Below are 17,392 nucleotides of genomic sequence, written 5' to 3' on the forward strand. Positions count from 1 at the left end.
CGCGGCTCGCCTCGGCGCGCTGGGCGCGGATGCGCTCGGCTGCGGGCGAGGGGGCGATCGCCGCATTACCGCTCGGTGCAGCGGGCGCCAGGGCGGGGCTGGCGGGCAGCGCGGTCGGCGCGGGAGGCGCGGTCGGAACTTCGCCGCTTGCCGGCTTGGCTGCCACCGCGCGCTGGCGCTCGGCCAGGGTGAGGCGGCGACCTTCGGCTTCGAGCTCGCGCGCGCGCCGGATCGTCTCCAGGCGCTGCTTCTTCGCCTGGTCGATGCAGCGGTTGACGAGGAACTTCTCATAGCAGCCCGGGACGGTGGCCTCGTAGGTGGCTTCGGCTTCGGCACGCAGCGCCTTGCCTTCGGCCTCGAGCGCCGCGGCGCGGGCGCGCTCGGCGGCGTGGGCGGCCTCGTCCGCGGTCTGCGCGTGGGCGGGCAGGATCGTGGAGGCGAGCAGCGCGACGCACAGGCCGGGCAGGATGGAGCGGCGGGCGAGGAGGAAAGGCAGGGAGCGGATATGGATCATGCGTGCGGTTTCCGGATTCGGGTGACCGGGCGGGGCGATCAAACACGGCGATCGCCTCGCGGCGGTCGAGTGCTCGACTCGGGCTTCTGGCGCGTGCGTGCCGGCTTCGGTCGAGTCGGCGCGTAGAATAGCGCCTTTATTTCAATCCGCGGCCCCGTGGCCGTGTATCCGTTCGTGATCAGTCTTCGCAATTTGCGCCTCGCGCGCGGCGCCAAGGTCCTCATCGAGAGCGCCACGCTGCAGATCCACCCCGGCTGGAAGGTCGGCCTCACCGGCGCCAACGGCAGCGGCAAGTCCAGCCTGTTCGCCCTGCTGCGCGACCAGCTTCACCCCGACCAGGGCGACCTCGACCTGCCGCCCGGCTGGGTGATCGCCCACGTCGCGCAGGAAACACCCGGTCTCGCACAGCCGGCGATCGACTACGTGCTCGACGGCGACGCCGAGCTGCGCCGGATCGAGGCCGAGCTGGCCGCGGCCGAGGCGGCCCACGACGGCGAGCACGTCGGCGCTCATATTGGTGAACTCCACGCCCGCCTGCACGAGATCGGCGGCTATTCGGCGCGCGCCCGCGCGGCGGCGCTGCTCGACGGCCTCGGCTTCGTGCAATCGGACATCGAGCGCCCGGTGGCGGACTTCTCCGGCGGCTGGCGCATGCGCCTGAACCTGGCGCAGGCGCTGATGTGCCGCTCCGACCTGCTGCTGCTCGACGAGCCCACCAACCACCTCGACCTCGACGCGGTGATCTGGCTCGAGGCCTGGCTGCGCGACTACCGCGGCACGCTGCTGCTGATCTCGCACGACCGCGAGTTCCTCGACGCCTGCGTGACCCACATCGCCCACATCGAGCAGCAGAAACTCGGCCTTTATACCGGCGGCTATTCCGACTTCGAGCGCCAGCGCGGCGAGCGCCTGCTGCAGCAGCAGGCGATGTTCGACAAGCAGCAGCGCGACATCGCGCACATGGAAGACTACATCCGCCGCTTCCGTGCCAAGGCCACCAAGGCGCGCCAGGCGCAGAGCCGCATCAAGGCCCTCGAGCGCATGGAGCGCATTGCCGCGGCGCACGTGGACACGCCCTTCAGCTTCGCCTTCCGCGACGCGCCGCCGGCGCCCGATCCGCTGCTGCAGATCGAGGACGGTGCGGTGGGCTATGGCGACAAGACGGTGCTCGAGCGCATCACGCTGACCCTGCGGCCGGGCGAGCGCGTCGGCCTGCTCGGGCGCAACGGCGCGGGCAAGTCGACCCTGATCAAGCTGCTCGCGCATGAACTGCGACTGGCGAGCGGTCGCCGCCTCGAAGGCAAGGGCCTGGCCACCGGCTACTTCGCCCAGCATCAACTGGAAACGCTGCGCCCGGACGAGTCCGCGCTGCAGCACATGGTTCGGCTGGACCCGCAGACGCGCGAGCAGGAGCTGCGCGACTACCTCGGCGGCTTCGACTTCCGCGGCGACGGCGTGGGCGGCACCTCCACTCCGGCGACCACGCCCTGCGGGCCGTTCTCGGGCGGCGAGAAGTCGCGCCTGGCGCTTGCCTTGCTGATCTGGCAGCGCCCCAACCTGCTGCTGCTCGACGAGCCCACCAACCACCTCGACCTCGAGATGCGCCACGCGCTGACCATGGCGCTGCAGGACTACGAGGGCGCGATGGTGCTGGTGTCGCACGACCGCGCATTGCTGCGCGCCACCTGCGACCGCTTCGTGCTGGTCGATGGCGGGCGCATCCAGCCCTTCGACGGCGACCTCGACGACTACCGCGACTGGCTCGCCAGCCGGCGCGCCGAAGTGGCCGCGGCCGCGGCCTGTCCCGACCAGGCCGCGGACAAGGCCGCGCGCAAGGCCGACCGCGCCCAGGCCGCCGCCGACCGCCAGGCACGGCTGGTGGCGCGCCGGCCGCTGGTGAAGGAGGTCGAGCAGATCGACAAGCGCCTGGCGGCGTGGAACAAGGAGAAGGCCGAGCTCGACGCGCGGCTCGCCGACCCGGCGCTGTACGCCGGGCCGCAGGCGGGCGAGGTGCCGGCGCTCAACAAGCGCCAGGCCGAGCTCGCCGAGCGCATCGAGGAGGCCGAGTTGCGCTGGCTGGAGCTGCACGAGGCGCTGGAGGCGATCCCGGCGGACTGAGCGGGGCGAACCGCCGGTTCGCGCCTGCCGGCGCTCCTACAAGAACGTCGCGGCAGCCTTTGCAGCAGCGCCAGCAGGCGCGAATGCGGCGTGGGAAACATGCGCAGGCGCCCGGGCGAGCGCCGTTTCGCCGCCGTCCGCCGAGCGACGTTCCTGTAGGAGCGCCGGCAGGCGCGAATACGGCGGTAGAAACAGGCGCAGGCGCCCGGGCAGGCGCCGTTTCGCCGCCGTCCGTCGAGCGATGTTCCTGTAGGAGCGCCGGCAGGCGCGAATACGGCGGTAGAAACAGGCGCAGGCGCCCGGGCAGGCGCCGGTTCGCGCCTTCCGGCGTTCCTACAGGGCCAGCCAGCGCGCCGGGTCGATGTTCCACGCGGCGAAATCCTCGTGGCCGACGATGCGGTCCTGCGATCGCCGCAGATCGAGATCTTCCGGCTGCAGGTAGTGACCGGCGGTGTGGAAGATCACCTTCACCCGCGGCAGGGTGGGCTTGTCGGCGTGCTGCGCCTGCACCACCGCGAGGCGCTTGCTCTCCAGGCGCACCAGCGCGCCGGTGGGGTAGATCCCCACCGAACGGATGAAGGCCTGCGCGAGGCGCGGCTCGAAGTGGTTCGACGACCACTCCAGCAGCTTGCGCAGCGCCTCGGTCGGCGGCATGCCCTTGTGATAGACGCGCTCCGAGGTGATCGCGTCGTACACATCCACGATCGCCGCCATTCGCCCGTACAGGCTGATCGCGTCGCCCGCGAGCCGGTTGGGGTAGCCGCTGCCGTCGAAGCGCTCATGATGCTGGGCGGCGACCTCCAGCGCGATCGGGCTGATCCCGGGCGTCGCCATCAGGATCAGCTTGCTCTGCACCACGTGGCTCTTCATGCGCTCGAACTCGGCGTCGGTGAGCTTGCCCGGCTTGTTGAGGATCTCGTCGGGGATGCGCGCCTTGCCGACGTCGTGCAGCAGGGCGCCGATGGCGATCTCGCGGATGGTCTCGCGCGGCAGGCCGAGCGTGCGCGCGAAGGCGGTCATCAGCGCGCACACCGACACCGAATGCTGGAAGGTGTAGCTGTCGTGCTGCTTGAGGCGGGCGAGTGGCAGCAGGGCATCCGCGCGGGTGAAGATCGAGTCGACGATGCGGGTCACCAGGGGCTCGACCTTCTCGATCTCGATCTGGCGGCCGAGACGCACGTCGGCCAGCAGGTCGCGCACGATCTCGTTCGCCTCGCGGTGCAGGTTGCGGGCGTGCTCCTGCGTGCCGGCGACCTTGGAGGCGGTATGCACCGCGGGCGGGGGCGGGCCGGCCAGGGCTTCCCGATCCGGTGCGGTGGCGGCAGGCGCCGCGTCCGGGTCGAGGCCGCGCGCGGTGTCGATGCTGACCTCGGCGACGCCCAGCGCACGAATTCGGGCCACGTCTTCCACGTCCGCGACCAGGAAGCGGTTGCGCACGAAGTCGTGCTGCAGCCAGCCGCAGTGCAGGTCATGGACGTACATGCCGGGCCGCAGCCGGGCGACGGGGACGAGCTTGATCACGCTTTGGGGGCCCGGTGTTTGCTGCGTGCATTATTGCAAGCCGATGCGTGGCTCGCCACGGCTCGTGCCGGGGTGGACGCCGACTGGGTCACGGCGGCCGGGGGTTTTCCGGGGGCGTCGTTCGATGACGAGGGCGGGCTGCTAGAATCCGGGCTTTCCCCATCTGCCTCCAGGAGTCCGCGGTGCGTATCGTCTGTCTCGACCTCGAAGGTGTGCTCGTCCCCGAAATCTGGATCGAATTCGCCGAGCGTACCGGCATCCCCGAGCTGCGCCGCACCACCCGCGACGAGCCCAACTACGACACCCTGATGAAGTACCGCCTGGACATCCTGGCGCAGAAGAAGCTCGGTCTGCCCGACATCCAGGAAGTCATCGCCAGCATGGGGCCGATGGAGGGCGCGCGCGAATTCCTCGACGCGCTGCGCGACACCTACCAGGTGGTGATCCTCTCCGACACCTTCTACGAGTTCGCCAAGCCGCTGATGAAGCAGCTCGGCCTGCCGACGCTGTTCTGCCACAGCCTCGAGGCCAACGCCGAGGGCATCCTGGTGAACTACCACCTGCGCATGCCCGACCAGAAGCGCGAGGCGGTCAAGCGCTTCAAGGAGCTCAACTTCAAGGTCGTCGCCGCGGGCGATTCCTACAACGACACCGCGATGCTGGGCGAGGCCCACGGCGGCATCCTGTTCCACCCGCCCGAGAACGTGGTGCGCGAGTTCCCGCAGTTCCCGGTGGTGCGCGACTACGGCGCGCTGCGCGCCGAGATCGACAAGGCGTTCGCGCGCGTCTGACCCCGCTCCTCACTCCTGACGCCTCGCTCCTCACGCCCCCCATGCACCGCCAACGCTTCTTCACCCTCTCCGCCTCCTGCCCCGACCGCGTCGGCATCGTCGCCAAGGTCTCCGGCTTCATCGCCGAGCACAAGGGCTGGATCCTCGAGACCTCGCTGCACGCCGAGCCGCCGCAGGACGGTGAGGGCGTCGGCCGCTACTTCATGCGCATCGAGATCAAGGCCGACTCGCTGCCCTTCCACCTCGCCGAGTTCCGCGAGCGCTTCCGGCCCCTGGCCGAAGAGCTGGAGATGGACTGGAAGATCACCGACTCCGCGGTCAAGAAGCGCGTGGTCGTGCTGGTGAGCAAGCAGGAGCACTGCCTGTACGACCTGCTCGCGCGCTGGCAGTCGAAGGAGCTCGACATCGAGATCGCGTGCGTGATCTCCAACCACGACACCTTCCGCGGCTTCGTCGAGTGGCACGGCATCCCCTTTCACCACGTGCCGGTGAGCGCCGACAACAAGGCCAGCGCCTACGCCGAGGTGCAGCGCATCTTCGAGGAGGTGCGCGGCGACACCATGGTGCTGGCGCGCTACATGCAGATCCTGTCGCCCGCGCTGTGTGCCGCCTACCCGGGCCGCATCATCAACATCCACCACAGCTTCCTGCCCAGCTTCGTCGGCGCCAAGCCCTACCACCAGGCCTGGGCCAAGGGCGTCAAGCTGATCGGCGCCACCTGCCATTACGTCACCGCCGACCTCGACCAGGGCCCGATCATCGAGCAGGACGTGATCCGCATCGACCATTCGGATGCGGTCGAGGACATGGTGCGCTACGGCAAGGACATCGAGAAGACCGTGCTCGCCCGCGGCCTGCGCTACCACCTGGAGGACCGGGTGCTGGTGCATGGGAACAAGACGATCGTGTTCCGCTGAGCGGTCGCGTGAAGCGGCCTTGACCTCGAGGGCTTATTGCCTAAGATCGGCCTGTGACCGCCCGCATTGGAGATGTCCATGGATCGAGATCTTGCGCTGCAAAAGCTGACGCAGAGCAAACCGGAGCTCCACCGGCGCTTCGGTGTCGTCGATCTCGCACTGTTCGGCTCCACGCTACGCGGCGAAGCGCGTGCCGACAGCGACGTCGATGTGCTCGTGCGCTTCGATGGGCCGGCGACCTCGGCACGCTACTTCGGCGTCCAGTTCTACCTCGAGGACCTGCTCGGCGCGCCGGTCGACCTGGTGACGGACAAGGCACTGCGCGAGGAGTTGCGCCACATTGTCGAGCGCGAGGCCGTTCATGTCTGAGATGCGCGAGGGGGCCGGGCGGAGCAGTTCCGCCCTTGTGCAGGGCAATCTCTACGCAGTGGAACCCGCCATACGCGTCGAGGAAGCTTTCAGCACGCTGTTCGCCAACCCAGTCTGCCGCGTCGAGCGCATCGTGTCCTTCGGTCACGCGAGCCCCCCGGGCTTCTGGTACGAGCAGGACGAGGACGAGTGGGTGGTGCTGCTGGTCGGTTCCGCCGCGCTCGCCTTCGCCGACGGGCGCGTGCTGGATCTGTGCGCCGGCGACTGGACGAGCCTGCCGGCGCGCTGCAGGCATCGGGTCGAATCCGTGTCGGACGACGCCCTGTGGCTGGCGGTGCACTGCCGCGCAGACGAGGCGTGAGCGCGCGAAACGCCCCGGCGCAGAATTCATCAATGCCTGCGGTGGCCGCCCGGTTCGCGGCGCGTCTGCCGCTTTGAAGCCAAGGAACGAGCATGCCCTCAAATCCCCGTCCGCCGGTGCAGCCGGTACAGTTCGAGCCCGAATTCGTCGCCGGCGTGCGCGAGCTCTTCGAGCAACGGATCCCCTTCAACGCATTGCTCGGCCTGAAGATCGAGGACATCGGCGGTGAGCGCGTGCATGGACGCATCGACATGCGCCCCGAGCTCGTCGGCCACTTCGTGCACAACCGCATCCACGGCGGCGTCATCTCCGCCTGTCTCGATGCCATGGGCAAGCTGCTGACCAGCGGGGCGGCGGCGTACATCGTGTCGTGAACGCGGCGCCCGCGGCCTGGCGCACCCGGTTGAATCAGCGCTGGCAGAAAAGTACCGCACCTGCGCCTGCGACCAAGCTCGCACCCCCGACCACCAGCGTGACCGGTGCGGTCACCACTGCCGTGGCCGTCCCGAGCACCCCCAGCGTGCCGGCGACATAGCCGCCCGAAGCGGTGCTGACGATCATCGCGCCCGAACTGTGAACCACCGCGCCGACACCCGTCAGCTTCAGCGCGCCCCCCACGGTCGCCGTGACCGTTGCCGCAGCCGCGGCTAGCTTTGCGCCTGTGCCTTGCACTCTGTCGCACCAGCCCGCATGGGCGTAAGGGAGCGAACCGAATGCCAGCGTCGCCGCGATCAGACCCCGGCAAGCGAGTGCGCGATGCGATTTTTTCATTCTCCCTCTTACCTCCGTCAGCGAGTGAACTTGTGACCGTGCATCAGCCACAACAGGCCCGCAACAAAGGCGGCAGCCAAGCCCATGACAGCGATGCGCGCGAGCAGAGCCATCAGCACGATGACGAGAACTACGGTCAGGATCGTTTTCGGCATTGCGGGCTCCGGTGGGGCTGACGCGGCGGGGACGTCGACCGTTCTTGGTCGGCGTCTCGGTGGGGCGTAGTTGCAAGCGGGTTGCGCCTCGGCCATGGCCCCGCGCCAGGTGGGCCAAGTATCCGCTTGCTTGCCAAGCTGTCGTCGAGCGGCAAGCTTGCGGGGGCGCGCATCGCGTTCTGGAATGGGCAGAGTGTGGGCCATCCCGACAACGAGGCCCCCGCTCATGCCCCGCCGTAACAGATCGAATCGCCGAGCTCAGGCGCCCGCGGGCTTGCTGGGCGCGGTGCGCCGCAGTCGAGGCACCAGCAGCCTCCTGGCCGACGCAGCCTGGACCGGTTTCATGCTGCGCATGGAAACCTTCCGCGCCAGGGAGAGCTTGCTCGACGCCAAGGCCCAACTGGATGGGCGGCCCACCACCGGTTGGCGCCGGAGGCTCGGCTGGCTTCGTCGCGGCGCGGTCGCGTTGCTGCTGGCCCTGCTCGAGCTGCTTTGGAGCGGACTTGTCGCGGTGCTTCTGCCTCTCCTGATCGGCGTGGTCTACCTCGTGGTCTTCGTCATCGTCGCCGTGCCGCTCTACATGGCGCTCGGCTACTTCCTGTACCGGATGTTGGTCGTCTGGTAGCGCGCACGGGTGCGCTGGTATACGGCGCGGCCTTCGAGGTGCCGCACCGCCCCGCGCCGTGGTCGTGCGCTGCAACGCACGGAAACCCCATGCGTTGGCGGGAGCGGCAACCTCTCAATCCCTTTGATATCAGGGCCTCAGTCCGGACGCTGCTATTGCCATCCCAGCTGAGCCTTGGGAGTCTCAATCCCTTTGATATCAGGGCATCAGTCCGGACCTCTTTGGACTGGCATGGCGATACTTGTAATTGGTCTCAATCCCTTTGATATCAGGGCATCAGTCCGGACAAATCCGAAGCGCTCAGTGGGCTGAAATCTTTCAGTCTCAATCCCTTTGATATCAGGGCATCAGTCCGGACGCGGGCGGTAACGGCGGATGCGCGGGCGTCACTCAGTCTCAATCCCTTTGATATCAGGGCATCAGTCCGGACTGCTTGCTTTCGGCTCTCTTCGCTTCGCGCGCGCGTCTCAATCCCTTTGATATCAGGGCATCAGTCCGGACACAACGAAGGAGCGAGATCATGGGTAAAGAAGTGTCTCAATCCCTTTGATATCAGGGCATCAGTCCGGACGACCCCCCGCTTCCAGGAAGAATAGCGGCAGCGGGTCTCAATCCCTTTGATATCAGGGCATCAGTCCGGACTGAATCGCCAGACAACCCGTTTCACATCGGCGGGTCTCAATCCCTTTGATATCAGGGCATCAGTCCGGACATTTTCGCGCGTTCGATCAACGCCGACAGGCCGTCTCAATCCCTTTGATATCAGGGCATCAGTCCGGACCGCGTTTCCATCGATCAGGTCCGGTATGTCGGGAGTCTCAATCCCTTTGATATCAGGGCATCAGTCCGGACCTCGTCTCGTGACAAATTAATCGAACGACAAAGGGTCTCAATCCCTTTGATATCAGGGCATCAGTCCGGACGGCGAAAGTTACATGAATGAAAAGGGATTTGAAAGTCTCAATCCCTTTGATATCAGGGCATCAGTCCGGACAATGAGGATCGAAGAAGCCCGCAAGCTGCGGGGTCTCAATCCCTTTGATATCAGGGCATCAGTCCGGACAAGCCCTTCAGCGCCTGAACGACGACAAGAACCGCGTCTCAATCCCTTTGATATCAGGGCATCAGTCCGGACAGACACCGCCCGCGCAAACGTGAACGCCACTCGGTCTCAATCCCTTTGATATCAGGGCATCAGTCCGGACCGAAAAGCTATCGCAGACCCACTACCCCCGGTAGGTCTCAATCCCTTTGATATCAGGGCATCAGTCCGGACCGAAAGCATTGCGATGTACCGCAAAGCAAGGGAGTCTCAATCCCTTTGATATCAGGGCATCAGTCCGGACAGAGCAAAGAAGATAAGGAAAAGCTGATCTCGTCTCAATCCCTTTGATATCAGGGCATCAGTCCGGACCTAAATCAAGAGCAAGAACTAAAGCAGCTGAAGTCTCAATCCCTTTGATATCAGGGCATCAGTCCGGACTGCTCGCACGAAAAACGACCTTGCAATCAGCTTCTTGTAGAGGGGTTTCCCAATAAGGATGGGACCCGGGAGAGCGGATTGTCACGGTTGTGTCTGCGCGGTTCAGTGCCGAGATGGTATCACCGGCCCGCGGCCTGAAGCAGCGCTTGCAGGGCTGGCGAGGTGGGCGACAGCAGGAAGGTGTCGCCGGGCAGGCTGCCGCGGCCGATGGTGTCGATGCTCAGGTGTTCCGGCAGTTGATAGGCGCGGACGTCGTCAGTGCCGGCGTCGATGCGGGTTTCGATGTCGGCCATCAGGCGACCCATCTGCGCGGCGCTGCCCTCGAAATGGAAGACCGAGTACTGCACCGGCGTGGCCTGCCTGACCAGGAAGCGGTGCAGGCGGACGAGGCGCTTGGGGTTGGTGATGTCGTAGGTGATGAGCCAGCCGCGCGGCGTGTTCAGTGCCATGTCTCGACCTCCCGTGCGAGGTGGCGCTTGAGGTCGCCAAGGTGGTGCAGCAGGCGGTCCTCGCGTCGGTGTGCCCAGGCTTCGAACAGACGGGCGACGACGAGGCCGTGCTCGGCGCCGGCGGGCAGTGCGCCGCAGTCGAGGTTGAGCTCGGCCCACAGCAGCGCGGCGAGCTCGGTGGCGAGTTCGAGCCGGGTGGCGTCGAAGCCCCAGTAGCAGCCGTGCAGGCCCTCGCGATGGAGGCGGTCGATGGCCAGCGCGTGGCACCAGGCTTCGGCGTTGGGGTCGAAGACCTGCGGGTGCACGCCGTTGTAGACATATTCGCGCTTGAGCTCCTGGAAGCGGAGCGCGTCCAGGTCGTGGCCGGTCTCGGCCGCGCGCTTTGCGCAGGTGGTGAGCGTTTCGAGTCTGCGGCGCGCCCGCCAGTTGGCGAAGCGTTGCGGCCAGTCGGGTAACTCGAGGTAGGTCTCGATCAGCGTGGAGAAGGGTAGCGGCTGTGCGTAGCGTGTCTGCGTGCTGCCCAGGGCGTGACCATGGCCGTCGACCCAGGTGATGGGCACGCCTTCGGCGAGGCAGAGCGCGAGTGCGCCGCCGCTCCACGTCAGGTGGCGGTTGCAGATGATGCGGCAGATGCGGGCGAGCGGAAACCGCATCGGCGCGCCGACTTCGGGGCGCAGGATCAGGTGGTCGCTGCCGGCATCCATGCGCGCCGGCTTGGCGCTCATGAGATAGAGCGGCTTGCGCGCGGGCAGATCGATGGGCGCCTGGCGACGCTGGGCAAGGGTCGGCATGGTCAGAAGTCCTCGTCGTCCTCGAAGTGTTCGAGCCAGGGCTCGCCCTGCGCACGCAGCTGCGCGGCGAGGCGGGCGCAGCGCTGCCGCAGCCAGCGCCGGGGCAAGGGGGCGAACTGTTCCCAGCCGGCGTAGAAGTGGCCGCGGCCGGCCTTGCCGATCAGGCAGGCGCCCTTGTCGGTGCCGAAGTGCTCGGGGCGCAGCTGGGCGGTGTTGAACTGGCGCCAGATCCAGTCATCCACCGCCGGGCGCAGTGGCTCGATGAGGTCGCAGGCGAGCGACTCGCGGCCGAAGGCGGGGCGGTGGTAGAAGCCGAGCAGCGGGTCGAGGCCGGCGGCGTGGGCGGTGCGCACGGCCTCGAAGTGCAGCAGGGTGTAGGCGAGCGACAGGCAGGCGTTGACCGGGTCGCGCGGCGGGCGGCGGTTGCGGCCGGTGAAGTCGAGTTCGGGCGCGAACAGCGCGGTGTAGCCGTGGAAGTAGGCGCGCGCGGCGCTGCCTTCCAGCCCGCGCAGGCGTGCGCAGGCGGTGCCGGGCTCGGCGGCCTGGGCGAGCGCGTCGGCGATGCCCTTGCGGGCGTTGAACAGGGGCTTGCGCACGTCCGGCCGGCGCGCCTCGGCGCGGGTGAGTAGGCGGTGCTGCCGACGCAGCTTGGCGACGACGAGCCGGCGTGCCCAGTCGTCGCAGAAGGTATCGTCCATGGTGCGCTGCGCCTGGGCGAGGCGAACGGCGGCGTCGTTGTGCGCGGGGCCGAGCACGATGGCGACCTGGCGGCCGGCGCGCGGGCTCAGCAGCAGGGTGGCGGCGCCGGCTTCGGCGAGCTTGAGCAGTACCGCGGTGTCGAGTTTGGTACGCGCGCCCTGGATGACGACGCGGTCGATCAGGCGCAGCGGCACGGTCTGGCTGCGCGTGCCGTTCTCGTACAGGGCGAGGGCGCCGTCGGCGATGCGTACTTCGAGGTCGGCGCGGTCGAGCAGCAGCGTGGCCATGGTCTCACCCCACGTAGAAGTAGTCGGGATCGGCGGGCTGGGCGGCAACGCCCAGCGCATAGGTGCGGGCGCTGGGGTCGAGGCGCAGCAGGAAGAAGCGGTCTTCGTCCTCGTTGAGCAGCAGCGCCATGTTGTGCAGCAGCTCGAAGCGCTCGCCGCGGGTGAGGAAGACCTCGTGCACCGACTTCTGCCCGCCGGTGGTGTAGCCGCGCACCAGTGCAAGCGCGGCGGCGAGGCGGCGCGGGCTGGAGACGTCGTAGGCGGCGAGGTAGAAATCGCGCTGCGGCATGGCGGGCATCCGGTGAGGGGATGGCGCCAGTGTGATCAGCCGTGCGGCGGTTGTCCGGGGCGGCAAGCTTGCGGCTGCGCGCCACGTGGCGGCTTGCCGGGCGAGGGCGCCGGGGCGAGGCGCGTTACGCGTGGGGCGACATGACGGGGATTGTCTTGCGGCCGTGGCGCCGGTAGATGCCGAAATCGCTGTCGAGGGTCAGGATGCTGCAGGGCTCGAACAGCTCGGACATGCGCACGAGGCATGCGTCGGCCAGTGAGGCGGGCACATTGTCGCAGCGCTCGAACAGCTTGCGCACGGGCGCGATCTGCGATTCCAGCGACAAGGCGATCTGCACGGCGCCGCGTTCGAGCAGCATGAGCGCACGAGCAGGGTCGAAGCCGGCGCGGGCGAGCAGGAAGCAGGTTTCCGCAACGACGGCCTCGCACGTCAGGAAGGGGCCGGGGAATTGTCCGAACCGCGCCTTGGCCCATTCGTGGTGCGTGTCGTCACGGCACAGGAGTGCGACCCAGGGGCCGGTATCGAGAAGCAACCGGTGGTTCATCGGCGGCCGAAGTCGTCGAGGTGGCGGGGGTTCGATGACAGGTCTGCAGGTCCCCCACTGAAGCAGCCGGCAAGGTCGCCGACCAGGTCGAGGGCGGAGGGTGTCGACGTGGCGGTGGTGCGCTGGCTCAGGTAGCTCGCGAGCGCGCGCCGCATCACCTCGGACTTGCTGAGATGCTCGCGCTCGCTTGCCAGCACGAGCGCCCGTTCCAGCTCGGGATCGATCTTGATGGAAATGGTGTTCATCTTGCGTAATACCGGCAGCGGATTGGTATTACGCAGTGTAGTTGTACGGTGGCAGCACGACAACCCGAATGCTTCAGGTTATCCGGCTGATGCGTGTCAGGGCTGAAGCGCGTAGCCGCCCATGCCCATGGTGGCGTTCTTGCCCACGTGCAGCCACTGGCCCAGCCACAGCCAGGGCAGCAGCGGGGCGAGGTCGCCCTCGAGGGTCCAGTGGCCGACGGCGCCGCCGAGTGTCATCTCCTGCTGCTGGCGGCTGGAGTAGCGCGACCAGTCCTGCCAGCGCAGCGCGGTCTGGTGGGCGAGCGCCTCGGCGTGGTGGACCAGCGCGGGGGCGTCGGCGACCAGGCCGGGGTGGCCGGCGTGGAACTCGGCGAGCAGGCTGACCCGGCGCAGCAGGTCGGCCACCAGCTTGCGCGGAGTCAACGCTGCCGGGCGCAGCGGCTTGCCCTGCTGCTGCAGGCGCATCGGGGTGTGGATGGCTAGCGTCAGGCGCTCGGGTGCGGGACGCGTGGCGGCGGTGGGCGGGGCGACCTGTGCGTCATGCACCGCGATGGCGGCGTCGCCCGGCTGCCAGATGGGGATGAAGGTTGCGCCGCTGCGGTAGGGCTCGGCGGGCTCGTCGGCGGTGTGCTGCCACTCGATGCGTTCGAGCACCCCGCGTGCGCGCTCGCGCCCGAGCCCGCCCTCCAGCGCGCGCTGCAGCGCGAAGCTGACCAGCGGCAGCTGCGCCACCGCGCGCCCGAACAGCACGAGCCCGAACTGCAGCGTGCCGCCGGCGTCGATCTGGCGCGTGCCGAAGGCGGGCGGTTCGACCACGTAGGGGTTGGGCACGTGGCTGAAGTTCTGCATGGCGTGCTCGGCTGGCGCGGGGGTCTCGAAGATGGCCGGATACGGGCAGGTGGCTCGCAGCGGGCAGCCTTCGCAGGTGGGGGCGTCGGTCATGCAGGCGACGCGTCGCAGCGAGGCGCCGAACTGCCCGCGCAGCAGCGAGCCCGCGTAGTCGGGCAGGCGCAGCGGGGCGTGCAGGCGGAAGGTGAAGCGGTAGCGGGCGAGGGGGAGTATTGCGCCGGCCGCTTTCGTTGTCGGGCAGTCCGCTTGGGATCGATTCGCGGGCGTAATCAGATTCACGTCAGCCCTGCATCCAGCACTTGATGTATTCGACGAACCTGCGCACCTCGTGGGCGGCGAGGATGTCCACCCGATACTCCTTTGCCCGTTGGCGAATGTTGTCGTGGATCGGGCGGGCTGACAGCAGGAGCTTCTGGCTCATCGTCCCCCCGATCTGGTCGGCCAATTGTGCGAGCTTGTAGATGTATCCGACGTCTCGCATCTCGTTCTTGCCGAAGCCAGAGGTCTTGCATTCGATGACGAGCAGGCGATTTCGATGCACGACTGCTGCGTCGCACTCGTTTTCCACCTGTGCGGCATACGATTGCGTCTTCAGATTCACTGCCCAGTCATGCGGGCGGATGCCGCGCAATTTGTACCAGACGTACTCCTCCAGCCATCCGCCACGAAAATAGGCCGCTGCCTCGCGGGATGCGAAGACGATGTCGGTGTCGTTGTTCCATTGGATGAGCCCGAGTCTTCGTGCGTCGTCGAGCAATTCAGCATTGCGCCCGCCAGGCGCGTAGTCGAGGGACTGGCGGGGCTGAAACCTATCTCCGTCTTCGTTCAAGGCGAAGTCGGCCAGTCGGTTCAGCGTGCCGAAGAACTTGTCGTAGCGTTCCGCCTCGTCGCCCATCTTGCGCGTCAGGCTTGCTCTTGAGTCCGCATCCGCTTGCCAGAAGCCGTCCTGATTTCCGTCACTGGTTCGGCGGTAGCCTTGGGCGCGGAGGATGTCGTCGATGCCCAGGACGTCGCGCATGGGATCGATGGACGGCAAGGGTTTCAGCCAGTCGAGGCGGTCGTGGCGGGTTTCTGCGTAGACCAGATGAAGGTCATCGGCAAGCTCTTCCAGGTTCTCGGCGAGGGCGAGCGTCATGAGTTTGTGCCCGCCTGTAGCGTTGAACACGAGGGGTTCCACGCCTAGCTCCATGGCCACGCCCTCGGCCGAGGCCTTGATGGTTTCCGGACTGGTGTCGTCGAACGGCATACGGCGGACGGCGATGTTTCTGGCCTCGAGCGCGCGCTTGAGGTTGACCGCCGCGTCACGCATTGCCGGCGTTTCGAGGATGAGTACTTCCGACGCGGACAACTGCAGGGCCGGGATGAGGTTGGCGAGATTCTGGCCGGTTGCGATGCAGAGATGGCGTGAGGGACGGTTCATGAGCGACCTTGGATGTGTCTGGTGTTGGATGGGGCAGTGTGTCTTCGAGCGTCACTTCATCGCGCGAACCTCGAATGCTTCCAGCCTGGCCCCGAATCTCTCCAGTTCATCTGCCGACAACTCCCGCCCGCGCGCTTCGGCGGGCAGATCGAGCGACAGGTTGAGATAGTGCGCTCCGCGCTCGCAGATACGTGCGGCCAAGTTGACCGGCAGGACGCCGATCACCGTGTCTCCGGGCGCGATGCTGGCGGGGGCGAGGTGGGCGACATGGCGGTCGATGTGCAGGCCCTGACGGGCGGCCCACTCCACGGCGCCGGGGTGGCGGGTGACGAACCAGGTGGTCATTGCGCAGTGCTCATGGTTTGAAGCTTGCGCATTCAGTTCGTACCCGGACGAATGCAGCGAATGTCGAGTTGCAGCGCATCGGCAACATCGAGCCACGCGCAGTCGGCGGTATGCACCTGAGCCTTCAGTCGCTGCGCGGCTGCCAGGCAGAGCCGGTCGCCCAGGCTGAGACCGTGCGCCCGCGTGACCGGGCGCATCCAGCCCGCAGCCGCGCCATCGTCGGCGGATGTGTCGATGACCGTGTAGCCGATGCTCGTGATGATGTCGCGCACGGCGTCCGCGGCGACGCCGTGGTCGAGCGCCTTGGCGATGATCTCGGCATGGTTGGCGGCCGGTACCAGGCAGGGGGCACCCGCCTGAAGCAGTGCATCGATCGCTTCTGCGCCGGGCTCGCCGTTCAGCCAGGCCAGCATCGCCGAGGCGTCGAGGATGATGGGCGCGTTCATTCGCGCGCGGCCTCGGCGCGTCGCTCGGCGATCAACTCGTCGGCGGGTGACGGTGCATCGGCCCGCACATAGCGACGAAATAACGCTCTCGCGCGTTGCAGTTGTGCCTGTCGGCTGGTGATCCTTGCCTCGCCGTCGAGCAGTTCGAACAAGACGGTGTCGCCCTCCTTGAGACCGAGGGAGTGGCGGATCTCGGCCGGAATGACAACACGGCCACCGTCTGACATTTTCATGTAATGCATGATCGAATCTCCAGACTTATTGCGTGATGTCAGTATAGGCAGTGTAGGACGCCAAATCGTTCAAACGAACCGCCCCGGCTTTTGCTGGGCGACACGGTGGTGCGCAAGGTCGCGGGCGGCAAGAGGGCAATCGCCCCGCGACAGCGCTGAAGCTGTGGACGACGAACCAGGTGGTCACGCCGCCTCCCCGGCGAGCATGTTCATGATCAGCCGGATCAGCACGTCCTTTTCCTCGGGCCGCGACTGCGCGACCAGCAGCGACAGCGCGGCGAGGCCGACGTCATTGACGACCGGGGTGCCGTCGTCGGTGAACAGGCGGCCGTTGCGGTGCAGAAAGCCGGCGAACAGGAAGGCGCCGATGCGCTTGTTGCCATCCGAAAATGGATGGTTCTTGACGACGAAATACAGTAGATGCGCGGCGCGGGATTCCAGCGTGGGGTAGGCCGGCTCGCCGAACACGGTCTGGTCGAGGTTGCCGAGCAGGGCGGCGAGGCCGTCCTCGCGTTCGTTGCCGAACAGCGCGCTGGCCTGGCCGTTGTTCATCAGGTCGGCCTTCAGCGCGGCGATGCCGGCGCGCGCTTCGGCCACCGGCGGCAGCTCGCCGCCGGCATGGCCGCGTGGGTCGGTGAGCAGGCCCTCGTCGTAGCGTTGCAGCCACAGGAAGGTCTGCGTGTAGCGGACGACGATCTCGGCCAGGCCGCTGCCGGCGTCGTGCGCCAGTTCGGCGTTGGATAGCGTGCGGCGCACCAGCAGCAGCGCGGCTTCCAGTTCGCGCGCGTTGTGCTCGAGGCGCTGGCGGTCGAGGGTGTAGCCGCGGGTGAGGTGGTCCTTGAGGATGCGGCTGGCCCATTGGCGGAAGCGGATGCCCTCGCGGGACTTGACGCGGTAGCCGACTGAAATGATCAGGTCGAGGTTGAAGTGCTCCTGCTGCCGCTGCACCGTTCTCCCGCCTTCATCTTGAACCGTTGCAAAATCTGCAACGGTTGCCTCGCGTTCGAGTTCGGCCTCGGCGAACAGGTTACGGATGTGGCGGGAGATGACCGACTTGTCGCGGCCAAAAAGGGTAGCGAGTTGCGGGAGGCTGAGCCAGACGTTGTCCCTTTCGAGGCGTACGTCGATCTGGCCGGAGGTCGCTTCGAACATGGCGATGTCGGTCATGGG

The 17,392-nt window shown here is 67.2% G+C and carries 23 protein-coding genes and 1 CRISPR repeat array; of the genes, 7 read left to right on the forward strand and 16 right to left on the reverse strand.

Going from position 1 to position 17,392, the window contains the following annotated elements:
- The coding region (locus C667_RS07430) for a hypothetical protein (RefSeq protein ID WP_004359724.1) at positions 1 to 514 on the reverse strand (514 nt) is incomplete at its 3' end.
- 174 nt (positions 515 to 688) lie between these two features.
- Here C667_RS07430 and C667_RS07435 point away from each other — a divergent pair.
- Positions 689 to 2,632 (forward strand): ATP-binding cassette domain-containing protein, encoded by a 1,944-nt coding sequence (locus C667_RS07435; protein WP_004359726.1) that lies wholly within the window; start codon positions 689 to 691, stop codon positions 2,630 to 2,632.
- A gap of 333 nt (positions 2,633 to 2,965) precedes the next feature.
- On the opposite strand, the gene C667_RS07440 is transcribed toward C667_RS07435, so the two are convergent.
- Positions 2,966 to 4,153, reverse strand: a complete 1,188-nt coding sequence (locus C667_RS07440; protein WP_004359727.1) for an HD-GYP domain-containing protein — start codon at positions 4,151 to 4,153, stop codon at positions 2,966 to 2,968.
- Positions 4,154 to 4,335: 182 nt separating this feature from the next.
- On the opposite strand from C667_RS07440, the gene thrH reads away from it, so the two are divergent.
- From thrH to C667_RS07465, 5 genes are all read left to right on the forward strand, one after another.
- On the forward strand, positions 4,336 to 4,944 hold the full coding sequence (gene thrH, locus C667_RS07445) for a bifunctional phosphoserine phosphatase/homoserine phosphotransferase ThrH (RefSeq protein ID WP_004359729.1): 609 nt from the start codon (positions 4,336 to 4,338) through the stop codon (positions 4,942 to 4,944).
- Between the two features lie 41 nt (positions 4,945 to 4,985).
- On the forward strand, positions 4,986 to 5,861 hold the full coding sequence (gene purU, locus C667_RS07450) for a formyltetrahydrofolate deformylase (RefSeq protein WP_004359731.1): 876 nt from the start codon (positions 4,986 to 4,988) through the stop codon (positions 5,859 to 5,861).
- 78 nt (positions 5,862 to 5,939) lie between these two features.
- The gene (locus C667_RS07455; RefSeq protein ID WP_004359733.1) at positions 5,940 to 6,230 is read left to right on the forward strand and encodes a nucleotidyltransferase family protein; all 291 of its coding nucleotides are present in this window, start codon (positions 5,940 to 5,942) and stop codon (positions 6,228 to 6,230) included.
- Complete coding sequence (locus tag C667_RS07460; protein WP_039920969.1) at positions 6,223 to 6,591, forward strand: cupin domain-containing protein; 369 nt, start codon at positions 6,223 to 6,225, stop codon at positions 6,589 to 6,591. The genes C667_RS07455 and C667_RS07460 overlap by 8 nt, the downstream gene beginning before the upstream one ends.
- A 92-nt stretch (positions 6,592 to 6,683) precedes the next feature.
- Positions 6,684 to 6,965 (forward strand): hotdog family protein, encoded by a 282-nt coding sequence (locus C667_RS07465; protein WP_004359736.1) that lies wholly within the window; start codon positions 6,684 to 6,686, stop codon positions 6,963 to 6,965.
- Positions 6,966 to 6,999: 34 nt separating this feature from the next.
- On the opposite strand, the gene C667_RS24330 is transcribed toward C667_RS07465, so the two are convergent.
- Together C667_RS24330 and C667_RS25630 are read right to left on the reverse strand one after the other, a co-directional pair.
- Positions 7,000 to 7,362 carry a hypothetical protein gene (locus C667_RS24330; RefSeq protein WP_051174641.1) on the reverse strand — a complete coding sequence of 121 codons (363 nt, stop codon included), beginning with the start codon at positions 7,360 to 7,362 and terminating at the stop codon, positions 7,000 to 7,002.
- Between the two features lie 17 nt (positions 7,363 to 7,379).
- Positions 7,380 to 7,517: a hypothetical protein gene (locus C667_RS25630; protein WP_157302240.1), complete on the reverse strand. Its 138-nt coding sequence runs from the start codon at positions 7,515 to 7,517 to the stop codon at positions 7,380 to 7,382.
- 343 nt (positions 7,518 to 7,860) lie between these two features.
- On the opposite strand from C667_RS25630, the gene C667_RS07475 reads away from it, so the two are divergent.
- A complete protein-coding gene (locus C667_RS07475) occupies positions 7,861 to 8,142 on the forward strand; it encodes a hypothetical protein (RefSeq protein ID WP_138861152.1) in 282 nt (93 codons plus the stop codon).
- Positions 8,143 to 8,253: 111 nt separating this feature from the next.
- A CRISPR array of direct repeats spans positions 8,254 to 9,625; the repeat unit is 37 nt; unit sequence GTCTCAATCCCTTTGATATCAGGGCATCAGTCCGGAC.
- A 119-nt stretch (positions 9,626 to 9,744) separates the two neighbouring features.
- Here C667_RS07475 and cas2 read toward each other — a convergent pair.
- The 12 genes from cas2 to C667_RS07535 form a co-directional block, all read right to left on the reverse strand.
- Positions 9,745 to 10,074, reverse strand: coding sequence for a CRISPR-associated endonuclease Cas2 (cas2, locus tag C667_RS07480; protein WP_004359740.1), 330 nt, complete (start codon positions 10,072 to 10,074; stop codon positions 9,745 to 9,747).
- Positions 10,065 to 10,865 carry a CRISPR-associated endonuclease Cas1 gene (locus tag C667_RS07485; RefSeq protein WP_004359741.1) on the reverse strand — a complete coding sequence of 267 codons (801 nt, stop codon included), beginning with the start codon at positions 10,863 to 10,865 and terminating at the stop codon, positions 10,065 to 10,067. The genes cas2 and C667_RS07485 overlap by 10 nt, the downstream gene beginning before the upstream one ends.
- 2 nt (positions 10,866 to 10,867) lie before the next feature.
- Positions 10,868 to 11,851 carry a CRISPR-associated endonuclease Cas1 gene (cas1, locus tag C667_RS07490; protein WP_004359743.1) on the reverse strand — a complete coding sequence of 328 codons (984 nt, stop codon included), beginning with the start codon at positions 11,849 to 11,851 and terminating at the stop codon, positions 10,868 to 10,870.
- Between the two features lie 4 nt (positions 11,852 to 11,855).
- Positions 11,856 to 12,140, reverse strand: coding sequence for a CRISPR-associated endonuclease Cas2 (locus C667_RS07495; RefSeq protein ID WP_004359746.1), 285 nt, complete (start codon positions 12,138 to 12,140; stop codon positions 11,856 to 11,858).
- Between the two features lie 124 nt (positions 12,141 to 12,264).
- Positions 12,265 to 12,684: a type II toxin-antitoxin system VapC family toxin gene (locus C667_RS25635; RefSeq protein ID WP_004359749.1), complete on the reverse strand. Its 420-nt coding sequence runs from the start codon at positions 12,682 to 12,684 to the stop codon at positions 12,265 to 12,267.
- Complete coding sequence (locus C667_RS07505; protein ID WP_004359751.1) at positions 12,681 to 12,929, reverse strand: ribbon-helix-helix protein, CopG family; 249 nt, start codon at positions 12,927 to 12,929, stop codon at positions 12,681 to 12,683. The genes C667_RS25635 and C667_RS07505 overlap by 4 nt, the downstream gene beginning before the upstream one ends.
- Before the next feature lie 96 nt (positions 12,930 to 13,025).
- A complete protein-coding gene (gene cas6, locus C667_RS07510; protein ID WP_004359753.1) occupies positions 13,026 to 14,057 on the reverse strand; it encodes a CRISPR system precrRNA processing endoribonuclease RAMP protein Cas6 in 1,032 nt (343 codons plus the stop codon).
- 1 nt (position 14,058) lies between these two features.
- Positions 14,059 to 15,198: a Card1-like endonuclease domain-containing protein gene (locus C667_RS07515; RefSeq protein WP_004359755.1), complete on the reverse strand. Its 1,140-nt coding sequence runs from the start codon at positions 15,196 to 15,198 to the stop codon at positions 14,059 to 14,061.
- A gap of 51 nt (positions 15,199 to 15,249) precedes the next feature.
- The gene (csx16, locus tag C667_RS07520; protein WP_004359759.1) at positions 15,250 to 15,543 is read right to left on the reverse strand and encodes a CRISPR-associated protein Csx16; all 294 of its coding nucleotides are present in this window, start codon (positions 15,541 to 15,543) and stop codon (positions 15,250 to 15,252) included.
- A 32-nt stretch (positions 15,544 to 15,575) separates the two neighbouring features.
- Complete coding sequence (locus C667_RS07525; protein ID WP_004359761.1) at positions 15,576 to 15,989, reverse strand: type II toxin-antitoxin system VapC family toxin; 414 nt, start codon at positions 15,987 to 15,989, stop codon at positions 15,576 to 15,578.
- Positions 15,986 to 16,231 (reverse strand): AbrB/MazE/SpoVT family DNA-binding domain-containing protein, encoded by a 246-nt coding sequence (locus C667_RS07530; RefSeq protein ID WP_004359764.1) that lies wholly within the window; start codon positions 16,229 to 16,231, stop codon positions 15,986 to 15,988. The genes C667_RS07525 and C667_RS07530 overlap by 4 nt, the downstream gene beginning before the upstream one ends.
- Positions 16,232 to 16,405: 174 nt before the next feature.
- On the reverse strand, positions 16,406 to 17,389 hold the full coding sequence (locus tag C667_RS07535) for a virulence RhuM family protein/type II toxin-antitoxin system death-on-curing family toxin (protein ID WP_004359767.1): 984 nt from the start codon (positions 17,387 to 17,389) through the stop codon (positions 16,406 to 16,408).
- Positions 17,390 to 17,392: the final 3 nt, after the last annotated feature.

It is taken from the genome of Thauera phenylacetica B4P, assembly GCF_000310225.1.
GTDB classification, from domain to species: domain Bacteria; phylum Pseudomonadota; class Gammaproteobacteria; order Burkholderiales; family Rhodocyclaceae; genus Thauera; species Thauera phenylacetica.